We start from the raw sequence: 13,967 nt of genomic DNA on the forward strand, positions 1-13,967 counted from the left end.
CCCACACCCCGACCCCCTGTCGTAGGAGAAGGACCCCCAGGTGAGTTCCCCCCGGTTGCCGGACCATCTCGAAGTGCTGCTCACCGAGGAGCCCGTACTCGACGTTTACGCGTACGGGCCCTGGCGGGTGCCCGACGGCCTGTACGACGAGATGCGCGAACGCGCGCTCGAGTACAACCGGGACCAGCGGGCCGTTGTGCTGACACGGCAGCTCAGCGACTTCTACGGGGACGACACCAGCGCCGCCGGGGCCGAGCAGTGGTCGCTGCTGACGTTCCTGCTCGGCGCGTCCGCGGTCCGCGGCGGGTCCCGCGGCGACGTCGACTACGAGCTGCTGTCGGCGTTCCTCGCGACGCCGGAGTCGGCCGTCCGCGAACCGACGGCGTGGTTCACGCAGGGCGGGCGCTGGCGGCCGCCGGGGCTGTGGTTGCCGGAACCGGCCGGGAACGACCGCGAGCGGCGCGCGGTGATGTTCGAGCTGGCGCGGGCGGGCCTGGACGTCTTCGAGGGCCTGGAGCCGGTGGAGCGCCGCCGGCGGGCGCTGATGGACCTGTTCGACCGGCGGGCCGCCGACCCCGAGCTGCGCGAGGCGGACATGACCGTCCCGAACGCGCGGCTGGACGACGCGTGGACCGGGCAGCTGACCGACGCCGAGCTGGCCGTCCTGCCCGAGCTGGCGGGGCCGGTCGGGTACCTCGGGTGGGCGTGCGCCGGGCTGGACGCCGCGCACGAGCACCTGGCCGGGACGGTCTCCGACGGCGACGAGCCCGACGACGCGCTCGCCAAACTGCTGCTGGCCGCCGAGGCCCAGGTCGTCCCCGCCGAGCTGGCGGTGGTGCTCGGCACGGCCCGCTACGAGAACGTGGGGGAGCGGCTCCGCGCGGCGCGCGAGGGGTTCTCCTCCGAGGCGTGGCAGCACGACGTGCGCTCGTGGCTGGCCCGCGGCCTCGTCGCGGGGGAGGCCGACGCGGCCCGCGCCTGGCTGGACATGGCCGTGCGCGTCACCGGGGCTGTCCAGGGCCTGCCGGACGCGCCGGTGAGCCCGCGCTGCCGCGTGCCCGTCCGCCTGTTCCAGGCCGACCTGCGGCGGCTGTTCACGATGCGGCGCGTCTTCAACCCGCTCGGCGAGGCGCTCGGCGGCACCGGGGCCCGGCAGAGCGGGGAGGGCGAGCGGCCACGCCCCGAACGCGGCGAGGACGTCGCGGACGCGCTCGTCGGGCAGCCCGAGCTGTCCCGCGCGCTCCAGGACGCGGTCGCCGCGCGGCTCGCGGGCGAGCGCCCCGTGCGGCTGCTGATCGCCGGCCCGGAGGGCACCGGCAAGGGCACCGCCGCCGAGGCCGTCGAGCGGCGGCTCGCCGAGGCCGGCGCGGTCCGCGAGGCGCTGTGGATCTCCGACCAGGTGTTCGCGTCGCTCGGGGTGAGCGACGCCGTCCTGTGGCTGCAGACCCGCGTCCGCGACTGCCTCGACGCGCGGATGCTCCTCGTCATCGACGACCTGGAGAAGCTCGCCGCGCACGAGCGGTGCGGCGCCGCCGCCGTGGAGGAGCTGCGGCGGCTCATGGCGCGCTCGCCGTCCCTCAACGTCGTCGCGCTGAGCCGCCCCGGCGGCGACCGGCGGCTGTTCGACGCCAACCCGGCGCTCGTCCGGGCGTTCGACGTGGCCCGCACGCGCGACTTCGGCGAGGACGACTTCGCCGAGCTGTTCACGCTGGCCGTCGCGCGGCGCGGATCGCGCGCCGCCCCGGACGTGGCCGCGACCGCCGGCGGCATGCTGCGCCGCACCCCGCCGCTGCTGAACCTGCGCGGCGCGCGGCTGGTGGAGCACCTGGCGGGGGAGGCCGTCGGCGCGGCCGTCCGGCGCGCCGAGAAGGACGACGCCAAGGCGCAGGACGACGCGGAGGGCCTGGACGGCGCCGAGCCCGCCGGCCCGCCGGAGATCACGGCGGCGGACCTGCCGCAGCGGATCATCCCCGGCGGCCCCGCCGACGCCGACCCGCTGGCCGAGCTCGCCGCCTGCGCCGGCATCGAGCCCGCCAAGCGGGAGGTGGACGCGCTGGTCGCCGAGGCCAAGGCCGCCCGCCTGCGCCGGGAAGCCGGGATGACGGCGCGCACGCGGCCCCGGCACCTGGTGTTCGCCGGGAACCCCGGCACCGGCAAGAGCAAGGTCGCGGGCATCCTCGGCCGGCTCTACGCCGATCTCGGGGTGCTGTCGTCGGGGCACCTGGTCGAGGTGGAGCGCGCCGACCTGCTCGGCGAGTACGCCAGCGAGAGCGTCCTGCGGGTCCGGCGGGCGGTGGAGCAGGCCCACGGCGGCGTGCTGGTCGTCCGCGACGCGCACGCGCTGGTGTCGGCCGCGACCGACGCCGCCCGCGGGCGCGAGGTCCTGGACGTGCTGCTCACCGGCGTCCAGGCCCACAGCGAGGACCTCGTCGTCGTGCTGACCGGGCCAGAGGCGGAGCTGAACGGGCTGCTGAAATCGCATCCCGACCTGGCCGCCTACTTCCCCCGCACCGTCCTGTTCCCCGACCTCACCGAGGACGAGCTGGTCGACGTGTTCGCCGCCAAGGCCGCCGACGCCGGTTTCGAGCTGGCGCCCGGCGTCCTCGACCGGGTCCGCGAGCTGGCCGAGGGCGCGCCGCGCGAGCGCGGGTTCGGCAACGCCCGCGCCATGATCCACCTGCTGGACCGGGCGGTGGCGATGCAGGGCCGCCGCGTCCTCGCCGACGGCATCGTCGACGAGACCGAGTCGCTCGACGAGATCCTGCCGGAGGACGTCCCCAGTACGCTCAGCCGCGCCCGCGACGACGTGCCCGGCGAGCCGCTCGCCGAGATCGAGCGGCTGATCGGCCTGGCCGACATCAAGCGGGAGGTGGCCGGGCTGGTCGCCGAGGTCCGCGCCGAGCAGCTGCGGCGCGACGCCAAGCTGGCCCCGGCGGCGCCGTCCCGGCACATGGTGTTCACGGGCAACCCCGGCACGGCCAAGACGACGATCGCGCGGCTGGTCGCCGCCGTCTACGCGCGGCTCGGGCTGCTGTCGTCCGGCCATCTGGTGGAGGTCACCCGCGCCGACCTCGTCGCCGAGTTCATCGGGCAGACCGCGCCGCGGGTGCGGGGCGCGGTCGAGCGCGCCCTCGGCGGCGTCCTGTTCGTGGACGAGGCGTACGCGCTGACGTCGGCGAGCGGCGACCGCCGCGACTTCGGCCACGAGGCCGTCGCCGAGCTGCTGCGGCTGATGGAGGAGCACCGCGGCGACCTGGTCGTCATCGTCGCGGGCTACGAGGCGGAGATGGAGGGGTTCCTGGACGCCAACCCGGGCCTGAAGTCCCGGTTCCCGAAGGTGCTGCGCTTCCCGGACTACTCCGCCGACGAGCTCGTCACGATCTTCGAGTTCATGGCGGCGGAGGCCGGGTTCGCGCTCGCGCCCGGCGTCCTGGACGGCCTGCGCCGCGTCGTCGCCGCCCATCCGCGCGACGCCTCGTTCGGCAACGCCAGGCTCGTCCGGAACCTGCTGGAGGCGGCGATCTCCCGGCAGGCGCAGCGCATCACCGCCAAGGACGACGAGACGCCCGCCGGGATCGACCCGGCCGAGGTCGGGCTGCTGCGCCCCGAGGACCTGCCGGACGCCCCGCCGCCCGAGCCCGGCATCGGCTTCGGCCGCGCCGGCTTCGGCCCCTACATCTAGCCGGCCGCGTATCCAGCCGGCCGCGTATCCAGCCGGCCGCGGCTAGCCGGCGGCCTGCGGATCCTCGGCTCCGTAGGCGGCGGCCTGCAGGGAGTACAGGTCGGCGTAGAGGCCGCCGCGGGCCATCAGCGCCGCGTGGTCGCCCTCCTCGATGACCAGGCCGTGCTCCAGGACGTAGATCCGGTCGGCGTAGCGGACGCTCGCGAGCCGGTGCGTGATCAGCAGGACGGTCCGGCCGTCGGCGTGCGTGCGGATCCGCTCGAACAGGTTGTGCTCGGCCCGCGCGTCCAGGGCGGCGGTGGGCTCGTCGCAGATCAGCAGCGGCGCGTCCCGGAAGAAGCCGCGGGCGACGGCGAGCCGCTGCCACTGCCCGCCCGACAGCTCCGCGCCGCCCTTGAACCGGCGGTCCAGCAGCGTGTCGTAGCCGCGGGCGAGGCCCTCGACGACCTCGTCCGCGCCGGACGCGCGAGCGGCGGCGAGCATCGACGGGTCCTCGCCGTCACCGTTGCCGGGGGCGCCCGTCCCGTCGTCGCCGTGGCCCATCGTGACGTTCTGCCTGGCGGTCATCGGCCAGTGCGTGTACTCCTGCGCGATGACGGCGACGCGCTCCCACACGTCCTGCGGCGCCACGGTCGTCAGCGGGACGTCGTCCCAGCGGACGCGGCCGGCGTCCGGGTCGTACAGGCCCGCCATGATCTTGGCGAGGGTCGTCTTGCCGGAGCCGTTCTCGCCGACGAGCGCCACCACCTCGCCCTTGCGCACGTGCAGCGAGACGCCCCTGAGGGACGGGTCGTCCGCGCCGGGGTAGGTGAACGCGACGTCCTCGACGACGATGTCCGCGAAGTCGTCCGGGAGGCGCCCGCGCTTCTCCATCGGAGCGGCCGCGGCCGGGAGCGCGCGGAGCGGGATGCGTTCCTCCGCGGCGGCGCAGAAGCTCACGTAGTCGCCGAAGTACAGGCCCTCCTCGTAGCAGTGGTTGACGGCGAACACCAGGTTGGCCAGGGAGGTCTGGCCCGTCCGGATCGCCAGCACCGCCGTGCCCGCCACCGCCAGCGGCACCGCGCCCTTCCACAGCATGACGCCCAGCGCGATGTAGACGAGCGCCGTCGCGACGCCCTTCAGCAGGTCGCCGGTGATCTTCACGATCGTCTGGCGGCGCGCCACGTCCAGCTCGACGTGCCGCTGGTAGGACGCCGCCCGGTCGTACTGGCCCAGCAGGAACGGGCGCATCGTGAACGAGCGCACCTCGGCGGCGTGCCGGCGGTCGACCATCAGGTCCGAGAGGATCCACTTGCGGCGCGTCACGCCGACCAGCGAGAGCAGCATCAGGTACCGCATCCGCGCGCTGCGGACCGACGCCCACCCCTCCGGCACGGCCGTGAGCAGGAGCAGCGGGAGCAGCACGGGGTGCAGCACGCCGAGGGTCCCGGCCGCCGCGATCATGCCGACGGCGGCGGTGAGGACGTCCACGGCGTACTGGACGACCATGGGCGCCGACATCAGCCCGCGTCCCTGGGCGCGCTTGAGGTCGTCCAGGAAGTCGGAGTCGTCGAGCGCGGTGAGGTCCACGGCGGTCGTCGCCTCGTACAGGCGCAGCTCGACCAGCCGCTCGACCTGCGGGTCCAGCCGCGCCTGCGCCCAGCCGGCGCCCGCCTGCAGCGCGGCCCGCAGCGCGACCGCGCCCGCCACCAGCGCCAGCGAGGGCAGCGCGTCGCGGACGCGCGACGGCGTCGGCGCGGAGCTGAACAGCGCGGTGAGGACGCCGGTCGTCGCCAGCAGCCAGAACGCGGTGAAGAACCCGGCCGCGAGGTTGAGGCCGACCGTGACGAGCGTGTCGGTGCGGCTCGCCCGCCAGGCCAGCCGCGACGCCTGGGCGATCACCGCGGGGAGCCGGCGCGCGATCGTGCGCATGCCCGTCTCGGTGAGTTCCTTGTCCCGCGCGTGCCAGTTGAGAATCACCTCGGGCAGGCCGGGGTCGGGCGGCGCCTCCCGGGGGCGACGCCGCGGTGCTGCCCCTCGTATCCGGAAACGTCGTGGAAAACGCCATCGTGTGCCCATGCGCCGCCCTTCACCCGTCCTGTCCGCCAGGGGCAGTGTGCGTCCTGAGAGGGACGGTGTCTGCCCCGAATGTCACGTAGCGTGGTTATTTGGAGCAGTCGAGAATCATGCGGTGGAGGGACGCGCCCGAACCCCTAGGGTGACTAGGGTTCACGCCAGGAGCGACGGCCGGCCGGACGGCCGGACACGCAAGGAGGACGACCGCGTGGGGCGCAGCAGGGACCACTCCGCACGCTCGGAGCACCATCACGCCGCTTACGGGCGGGAGACGTACGGCGACCCTTACGACGACCCGTACGCCGGAGACCAGCTCGCCGGACGCAGGTACGACGAGGGCGGCGCCTACGGGGGGCCTCCGCTCAGGCCGCGCCGGCGGCGGCGCCGCTGGCCGCGCGTGCTGGGCGTCCTCGCGGCCGTCCTGGTCCTGCTCCTCGTGGGCGGGTACTTCTACCTCGACTCCCGGCTGAAGCGGGAGAGCGTCCTCGTCGACTACCCCGGCCGGGTCGCCGACACGCCCGGCACGAACTGGCTGATCGTCGGCTCCGACAGCCGCGAGGGCCTGTCCAAGGCCGACCAGCGGCGGCTGAAGACCGGCTTCTCGGGCGGCCGCCGCACCGACTCGATGATGCTGCTGCACTACGGCTCCGGCGGGACGTCGCTGATCAGCCTCCCGCGCGACTCCTACGTCCCGATCCCGGGGCGCGGGTCCAACAAGCTGAACGCGGCGTTCGCGTTCGGCGGCCCCAAGCTGCTCGTGCAGACCGTGGAGAAGGCCACCGGCATCCGCATCGACCACTACGCCGAGATCGGCTTCAACGGCTTCGTCGGCGTGGTGGACGCCGTCGGCGGCGTCGACATCTGCGTCAAGAACGACGTCGAGGACCCCAAGGCCGGCCTCGACCTCAAGGCCGGCTGCCAGACGCTGGACGGCGGCCAGGCGCTCGGCTACGTCCGCACCCGCGCCTACGCCCGCGCCGACCTCGAACGGGTCGAGAAGCAGCGGGAGTTCTTCGGCGCGCTGATGAAGAAGTCGACCGGCTGGGGGACGATCCTCAACCCGTTCCGGAGCATCCCGCTGGCCACGAACGCCACCAGCAACTTCCTGGTGGACGACGGCGACCACCTGCACCACCTCGTCCGCATGATGTGGGCGATGAAGGGTGTCAGCGGCAAGGACGGCGTCACCACCACGGTCCCGATCGGCGGCGGCGGCAGCTCGCCGAGCGCCGGCTCGTACATCACCTGGGACAAGTCCAAGGCGTCCAGGCTCTTCGAGGCGCTCCAGCAGGACCAGGAGATCCCGAAGGACGTCATCACGAAGACCTGACCGGGATCACGAAGACCTGACCGGGGCCGGGGCACGCCTGCCCCGGCCGGAATCGGGCATGGTGGGAGTCATGCCGGATGAGACGCCGGACGGTGCCGCCGAGTTGGCGGAGCTGCCGTCCAAGGAGCTGTACGACCGCGCGATGAGCCTCGCGAAGGAGCGCCGCGACGTCGGCTTCCTGTGGGACCTGCTGCGCGCGATCCCCGCCGCCGCGGCGGCCACCGGGGAGGTCGAGCGCGCCGAGTTCGACCTGTTCCACGGGCTGTCGCTGCTGGAGGAGTTCACGCACGCGGGGGAGGGCGAGCTGGCGGACGCGCTCCGTCCCCTCTACATCGAGTACCTCGCCGCGCACGCCAAGAGGACCTGACCGTCTCATCGACCGCCCTTGATCATCGTTCGGGTCCGCTTGGGAATTACCCTCCGTAGACTATTGATCGCGGAGGGTGGTTGAAATGAACAAGAAGCATATGAAGATCGTCGCCATCGCCTTCACGGCGTGGTACGTCATCAGCAGGCCCGAGGGAGCGGCGACCCTGGTCAACAACGCCCTGAGCGGGCTCGGCACCGCCGCCGAGTCGTTGTCGCAGTTCATGAGCGCGATCCCAAGCTGACGGCTTCGATTCCGTCTCCGGTGGGGGGACGGCCTCCCCCGCCCCTCGGATCGGCCCTGGAGCCCCGCGCCGTCGATGGCGCGGGGCTTCTTCGCGCGCGGGCAGCAAGCCGTGGCCCTAGCGTCAAGTAAAATCGCGCTTTGCGGGCAGACGCGCCTGGGCACAATGTGATCGGGTCAGTTGTGTCGTTGCGCTACAACCAGGGACGGCGTTACGGATGAAGAAGAACCTCCGTTATGTGGCGATCGCCTTCGTCATCTTCTACTTGCTGAGCTCCCCCACGGACGCGGCGGGAGTGGTCAACAACGCGTTCAGCCAGCTGGGCCAGGCGGGCAACCAGCTCGCGGCCTTCGTCAACGCCTTGGGCACGTAGGCGGGGCGCGTAGGCGGACACACACGTAGGCGGGTACGTAGGTGCGGCGGCCGGTCGCCAGGAGTGATCTCCTAGGATCGGCCTCATGTCTGTCTTCGACGTAGAGATCGACGGCCTGCGCGGCGGGACCGCGGACCTCGGCCAGTACCGGGGCAAGGCCGTGCTCATTGTCAACGTCGCCTCCAAGTGCGGCCTCACCCCTCAGTACTCCGGTCTGGAGCGGCTGCAGGAGCGGTACGCGGGACGCGGCTTCACCGTCCTCGGGGTGCCCTGCAACCAGTTCAGGGGCCAGGAGCCCGGCACCGCCGACGAGATCGCGGAGTTCTGCTCGGCGACCTACGGGGTCACGTTCCCGATGACCGAGAAGATCGAGGTCAACGGCGACGGGCGGCATCCGCTGTACCAGGGCCTGGTCGGCGCGCCCGACGCCGAGGGCCACACCGGCGACATCCGCTGGAACTTCGAGAAGTTCCTCATCGGCCCGGACGGCGCGGTCGCGGCGCGCTTCGCGCCCCAGGCGGAGCCCGAGTCCGCCGAGGTCGTCGCCGCCATCGAGAAGCACCTCCCCGCCTGACGCCCGCGGCCGGACGCGTCCCTCCCGTCCGGGGGGCGCGTCCGGCGGCGGCGACCTCCACGGCTGTGAATCGCGCCACACCGGGGCGCCCTTGTCCCCTATTGGGCGCCGCGTCTAATTTGTGAATCGCGACAACACGTGGGAGGTGCCCCATGGGCGGATGGACGGCCGGCGACATCCCCGACCTGGACGGCCGGCGGGCGATCGTCACCGGCGCCAACAGCGGCATCGGCTACCACACCGCGCTGCGGCTCGCGCGGCGCGGCGCGTCCGTCGTGCTGGCCTGCCGGAGCGCCGAACGCGGGCGGGCCGCCGCGGATCGGATCAAGGCGGCCGCGCCCGGCGCCGACGTCGTCCTCGGCCTGCTCGACCTGGCCGACCTGTCGTCGGTCCGGACGTTCGCCGCCCGGCACGGCACGGCGCCCCTCGACCTTCTGGTCAACAATGCCGGCGTCATGGCGCTCCCGCGCCGCTCCACCGCCGACGGGTTCGAGATGCAGTTCGGTACCAACCACCTCGGCCACTTCGCGCTCACCGGGCTCCTCCTGGATGCGCTGCGCGCCGCCCCCGCGCCCCGCGTCGTCACGCTGACGTCGGGCTTCGCCTGGTCTGGCCGCCTGCGTTTCGACGACCTGCAGGGCGAGCGCCGCTACCGCAAGTGGGCCGCCTACGGCCAGTCGAAGCTCGCGAACCTGGTCTTCGCGAAGGAGCTCGACCGGCGCGTCCCCGAGCTGACCAGCGTCGCCGCCCATCCCGGCTACGCCGCCACCAACCTCCAGCAGACCGGGCCCAAGCTGCAGGGCAGCACGCTCATGGAGAGGGTCTTCGGTCTCGGCAACGCGCTGATGGCGCAGTCGGCCGCCGCGGGCGCGCTGCCGTCCCTCTACGCCGCGACGGCCCCGGACGTGCAGGGAGGCGCCTGCTACGGCCCCCGCCTGCTCCAGTACCGGGGCGCGCCGGCCAAGGTGATCACGCCGCCGCTCGCGGACCGTCCGGGCCTGGGCGAGCGCCTCTAGCAGATCTCCGAGGACCTCACGTCCGTCACCTACGCCGCTCTCGCCTAGGAGCGCGACGTCAGGCGAGGCCCCGGACGGCCTGCGCCAGCGTCGCGTCGATGACGGCCTCCGCGTTGGACGGGTCGCGCTGCGCGAGCCGGGCCGCGGCGTCGACCAGCCCCTGGACCAGCTCGGCGCGCAGCGCGGGCTCGGGGACGCCGCTCTCCTCCAGCGCGGCGACCAGCGGGCGCAGCAGCTGCGCGTGGCCGTCCCTGATGCGTTCGAGGGCGGGTTCGGCGAGCGCGTGCTCGACGAGGGCGACGGCGGCGGCGTGCCGCCCGTCCGTCATGACCTCCAGCTGGGCCCTGATGTAGGCCGCGACCTTGCCGCCGAGGTCGTCCGGACCGGCGAGCGCCTGCTCGACGAGCGACGCCCACCGGGGCAGCTCCTCCTCGACGACCGCGGCGACGAGGTCGTCCTTGGACCGGAAGTACTCGTACAGGCTCGGCCGCGACAGCCCAACGCGCCTGGCCAGCGCCGCGAGCGACAGCGCCTCGATGCCCTCCTCGGCGACGAGCGCCCGCGCGGCGTCGAGAAGCGTCCGCAGCTGCCGCGCCCGGTGCGCCGCGACGGTCGCCTCACTGATCTTCGGCACCCGCCCATTCTACGTTTGCCGACACCCGGTAGGTAAGTTCACGGCGCGCGGGTGATGTCCCAGTCGAGGGTGGCGGGCAGCGCGCCCTCCATCGTCAGGAGCCAGCGCTTGACCTCGACGCCGGAGCCGCCGCTGTAGCCGCCGAGCCCGTTCGAGGCGACGACGCGGTGGCACGGCACGATCAGCGGAATCGGGTTGCTGCCCATCACCTGCCCGATGACCTGCGCGTGGACGCCCGTGCCGCTGCGGTCGCCCAGGTCGCCGTACGTGACGACCTGCCCGTACGGGACGGACTCGTACAGCGTCGTGAGGACCTGCCGCTGCACGTCCGACGTCAGCCGCCAGTCGATCGGGACCTCGAAGTGCTTCAGGTCGCCGGCGAAGTAGTCGCGCAGGGCCGACAGCGCCGGAGCCGGACGGTCCGGAGCGTGCACGACGGGCAGGCCGGTCGCCTTGGCGGTGCGGGCGCGGGCGGCGGGCGTGTCGCGGAAGTGCAGCGACACGACCCCCGTCTCGGTCTCGGCGACGAGGAGGCGTCCGAGCACGGTGTCGACCGTGCCGAACGCGAGGGTCTCGGTCATCGTTCAGCGCTCCTTCCCTGCGCGTCCAGCCTCGCATGCGGGTCCGTCATTTGGTCTTTCTCTCCTCAACACCGGGGAGGGGCCTCACGTTGCGACGGTCCGGTGGAGGCGGGCGGACTCCTTCACCAGGCGGCTGGACCCGCCGCGGGACGCCACGTCCGCGACGGCGGGGATCGCGCCCCTCGCGCCGGTGATCTCGGCGAGGCGGGTGGCCAGCGCGAGGAGGTCGGGCGTTCCGGCCGGGGCGCGCTCGCCCGGCTCGGGGAGGGCGTGCGGGAGGGCGGCGGCCAGCACTGCCCATACCTCGGCGTGGGCGCCCGCGTCTGCGGCGGCCGTGAGGGCCTTCACGGCGCGCGGGACGGTGACGGCCCCGGCGGCGGCGAGCCGCCCGAGGGCCGCGCCCGTCTCGGCCGCCGGGAGGACGCCCCGGCCGCCGAAGGCGAGGAACGCCTCCACGGCGATGGCGCGCTCGCGCTGGTCCCGGTTCGCCAGCGCGCAGGCGAGGAGCGTCCCGGTGGCGGCGCCCGCGGGCCCGTCGCCCTCGGCGAGGTCGAGCATGACGGTGCCCTGGCCCCAGCCCTCGTCCTCGGTGCCGGCGAAGTAGGGGAGCAGGTGCGCGGCTGCGACCTCGCGATGGGACGGCAGCACGGACGGCCAGAACCCGGTGAACGCGTTGTAGACCGACCCTCCATGGTCCGTCCAGCCGGCCCTTGGGAAGGCGCAGACGCGGGCGCGGGCTCGGCGGTGATCTCCCCGAACGCGGCGGCGATCACCCGGCGCAGATCGGCCGGGAGATCGGCGGCGGCGTCCCGGACCTCGGCGCGGACGGCGCCGCCCGCCTCGCAGGCATGCCTGGTCGCGATCTTGACGGCCCGTTCCCGCAGGTCGATCGCCTCTGAGGTGAAGACGGCCGGGACGGCGCGCAGCGTCGCGTCGACCCGGCCGCGGGTGCGGGCGGTCCGGTCGAGCCAGGTGAGCGCGGCCCGGACGAGCTTCTTCTCCGGCCGGAACAGCACCGCGCCCGCAGGAAACGGCTGACGCAGCCGTCCAGGAGGGTCGTGCGGTCGAGCCGTCCGGCCTTGGCCAGATCGGCGAGCGCGGAGGCCCAGGCGCCCTTGCGGGACTCGTCCCACTGGGGTCTCGCCTGGTCGAAGGCGAGGGCCGCGCCCACACCGTCCACCTCGAAGAGCCGGGGGACGAGCGCGTCCAGGAACGGGTCTTCGGCGAGCCCGCGCGGACGGCCGCCCTCCGTCACCCACCCGACCACGAAGCCGTCGGACGCCGGAGCGGCACCGGCGGACCGGCCGAGCGCCGCCGCGATGTGCCAGTACGCCCAGTTCTGCTCGGAGGTCCTCAGCCGGGCGGCGACCCGGTGCGCGACCTCCGCGCGCCACTCGTCCGGACGGATGGACGTGAGGTCGCAGAGAATCGGGCAGTACTCGTCCTTGTCCCACCAGGGCCGCAGGTCCGCCCGGCTCAGCCACCCGGCAGCGGCGGCGGCGCCGCTGATGGTGCCCGCCCCGGCCAGCAGGAACGCCTGCACGACCTTCGGGTCCAGGAACCCGAACTCCGACGCCGCGCGCAGCTTCTTCAGCGCGCCCGGCAGTTCCTTGGCCACGGCCCGCCGGCCGGGCTCGTCCAGCTCCGACACCAGGCGCACCGTCCGCTCCAGGGCACCGGACCGGATGGCCTTCTGGACGTCGTCCCACGCGCTCATCGAGCAGCCTCGACGGCCACCTCGGCGTCGCTGCGGAGGATGCGCGCGGCCAGAACGTGCTTGCACGGCCCGCGCTCACCCCGATGGTCGAACCACCAGGGGCACGTGCACGTCACACGGTCCTCCTCGAAGCGCACGAGCCGCTCACCGCCATCGGTCAGCACGACCGCCGTGTCGTCGGCCGTGAACCGCACGGCGCCCTCGTCGACGAGCGCGCGCGCAGAGCGTAGCCGGGGGTTGAGGTCGGCCACGCGGGCAGCGTCGTAGGGAAGCTCACGGTGGAAGAACGCGGCCTCTGCGGCGTCGAACCCCACCCGGCCGGACGTCCCCAACTGCGTCAGCGCCGCCTTCGTCCGCGCGAGGCTGAGACCGGACCGCTCGGCCAGCAGATCGGGTTCGACACGTGGCTCGAACGACAGCAGTGCGCCGATCAGGTCGGCGTCTCCTGCGGCCTCGTCGGTCGAGATGGCGTCCAGCACGGCGCCCTCACCGGAGAAGCCACGCGAGTGTTGGGGAGACAGCGTCAGGACGTACCGCATCCCAGGCAGCTCCAGCTCCCAGACACTCGACACGGGGGAAGCGCCGTCGGCGATGGACGGCCCGTACACGCGCAGGGCCCGCGCGAAGCGGAGCAGCGGCATCATCGTCCGCAGACGGTCCGGCCCTGCCAGGCACACGGCGCCCTTAGCGGGACGAGGCACGAGCCGCAGCGTCCGCGCGGCGGGCACGGCCCACAGCGCCTCGCGCTGCCTGCGCGGCATCGAACGCATGAACCGCACCGCGTCCGTGGCCTTCAACTCGGCGCGCAGGTCGAAACCGGCCGTGATGACCTGGACCTCGGCGAAACCCCGCAGCCACCGGTCGGGCAGCGGGACCTTCTTCTCCACGACGGCGCCGTCCATCGTGGTCACGGCCAGCTCCTCCGCGCCGACCGCCAGATGCAGCGGATCGGAACCGCCCACCCGGGCCAGGGCCTCGCGCAGCGGGCCGTTCACGTCCACGTTCGTCGTGCCGCGCTCGTGCACGTCGCCGTCCATCGCGGGCTCCAGCACGTCGAGCCGGGCGTAGACGCCGCCGCAGGCCGAGAACGACTCCATCCGCAGCCGGTCGCCGTTGCAGGTGACGACGGGGTCGCGGAACGAGGTGGGACGCGGCTGGTGATACCGGGTCTGCGCGACGTCGGCCAGCGCCAGCAGCGCCGCCGCGGCCGGCGCGGCCTGCGTGAGGAGGCCGCTGAAGAAATGCGGATGCGGTCGCGGCCCGGTCGTGGTCGTCCCACCGGACGTGGACAGCCCCAGAAGCCCGCCGTCCAGCCCGGACGGCCGCGTGTACGTGTACGCCTGTGCGGCCCCTGCCGCCACGGTGCTGCTCGCCATGCCGCGAACGTAGAGCCC

At 73.7% G+C, this 13,967-nt stretch carries 13 protein-coding genes; 7 read left to right on the forward strand and 6 right to left on the reverse strand.

The genetic code is table 11. The features are described 5' to 3' along the window. Window positions 1-40 precede the first annotated feature (40 nt). Window positions 41-3,682, forward strand: coding sequence for an AAA family ATPase (locus ETD83_RS31605; RefSeq protein ID WP_138648869.1), 3,642 nt, complete (start codon window positions 41-43; stop codon window positions 3,680-3,682). Between the two features lie 42 nt (window positions 3,683-3,724). Here the strand turns inward: ETD83_RS31605 and ETD83_RS31610 are convergent, their stop codons facing one another. Next, entirely contained in the window at window positions 3,725-5,641 is a 1,917-nt protein-coding gene (locus ETD83_RS31610; RefSeq protein ID WP_329603001.1) for an ABC transporter ATP-binding protein, read from the reverse strand. 304 nt (window positions 5,642-5,945) lie between these two features. Between ETD83_RS31610 and ETD83_RS31615 the strand changes: the two genes are divergently transcribed. From ETD83_RS31615 to ETD83_RS31630, 6 genes are all read left to right on the forward strand, one after another. Beyond that, complete coding sequence (locus ETD83_RS31615; protein WP_230421321.1) at window positions 5,946-7,067, forward strand: LCP family protein; 1,122 nt, start codon at window positions 5,946-5,948, stop codon at window positions 7,065-7,067. Between the two features lie 70 nt (window positions 7,068-7,137). After that, entirely contained in the window at window positions 7,138-7,434 is a 297-nt protein-coding gene (locus tag ETD83_RS31620; protein ID WP_138648872.1) for a hypothetical protein, read from the forward strand. Between the two features lie 85 nt (window positions 7,435-7,519). Beyond that, on the forward strand, window positions 7,520-7,678 hold the full coding sequence (locus ETD83_RS42930; protein WP_171064540.1) for a hypothetical protein: 159 nt from the start codon (window positions 7,520-7,522) through the stop codon (window positions 7,676-7,678). Between the two features lie 217 nt (window positions 7,679-7,895). Further along, window positions 7,896-8,051 carry a hypothetical protein gene (locus tag ETD83_RS42935; RefSeq protein WP_165969163.1) on the forward strand — a complete coding sequence of 52 codons (156 nt, stop codon included), beginning with the start codon at window positions 7,896-7,898 and terminating at the stop codon, window positions 8,049-8,051. Between the two features lie 85 nt (window positions 8,052-8,136). Further along, a complete protein-coding gene (locus ETD83_RS31625; protein WP_138648873.1) occupies window positions 8,137-8,625 on the forward strand; it encodes a glutathione peroxidase in 489 nt (162 codons plus the stop codon). A gap of 152 nt (window positions 8,626-8,777) precedes the next feature. Next, window positions 8,778-9,641 carry an oxidoreductase gene (locus ETD83_RS31630; RefSeq protein ID WP_138648874.1) on the forward strand — a complete coding sequence of 288 codons (864 nt, stop codon included), beginning with the start codon at window positions 8,778-8,780 and terminating at the stop codon, window positions 9,639-9,641. A gap of 58 nt (window positions 9,642-9,699) precedes the next feature. Here the strand turns inward: ETD83_RS31630 and ETD83_RS31635 are convergent, their stop codons facing one another. From ETD83_RS31635 to ETD83_RS31655, 5 genes are all read right to left on the reverse strand, one after another. Continuing rightward, a complete protein-coding gene (locus tag ETD83_RS31635) occupies window positions 9,700-10,275 on the reverse strand; it encodes a TetR/AcrR family transcriptional regulator (protein WP_138648875.1) in 576 nt (191 codons plus the stop codon). A gap of 38 nt (window positions 10,276-10,313) precedes the next feature. Continuing rightward, window positions 10,314-10,856 (reverse strand): methylated-DNA--[protein]-cysteine S-methyltransferase, encoded by a 543-nt coding sequence (locus tag ETD83_RS31640; protein WP_138648876.1) that lies wholly within the window; start codon window positions 10,854-10,856, stop codon window positions 10,314-10,316. Between the two features lie 84 nt (window positions 10,857-10,940). Further along, entirely contained in the window at window positions 10,941-11,504 is a 564-nt protein-coding gene (locus ETD83_RS31645) for a hypothetical protein (protein ID WP_138648877.1), read from the reverse strand. A gap of 121 nt (window positions 11,505-11,625) precedes the next feature. Further along, window positions 11,626-12,573: a hypothetical protein gene (locus ETD83_RS31650; protein WP_138648878.1), complete on the reverse strand. Its 948-nt coding sequence runs from the start codon at window positions 12,571-12,573 to the stop codon at window positions 11,626-11,628. Next, the gene (locus tag ETD83_RS31655) at window positions 12,570-13,949 is read right to left on the reverse strand and encodes an SWIM zinc finger family protein (protein WP_138648879.1); all 1,380 of its coding nucleotides are present in this window, start codon (window positions 13,947-13,949) and stop codon (window positions 12,570-12,572) included. Before ETD83_RS31655 ends, ETD83_RS31650 begins: the two co-directional genes overlap by 4 nt. Window positions 13,950-13,967 lie beyond the last annotated feature (18 nt).

The organism is Actinomadura soli (genome assembly GCF_005889715.1).
GTDB lineage: Bacteria > Actinomycetota > Actinomycetes > Streptosporangiales > Streptosporangiaceae > Spirillospora > Spirillospora soli.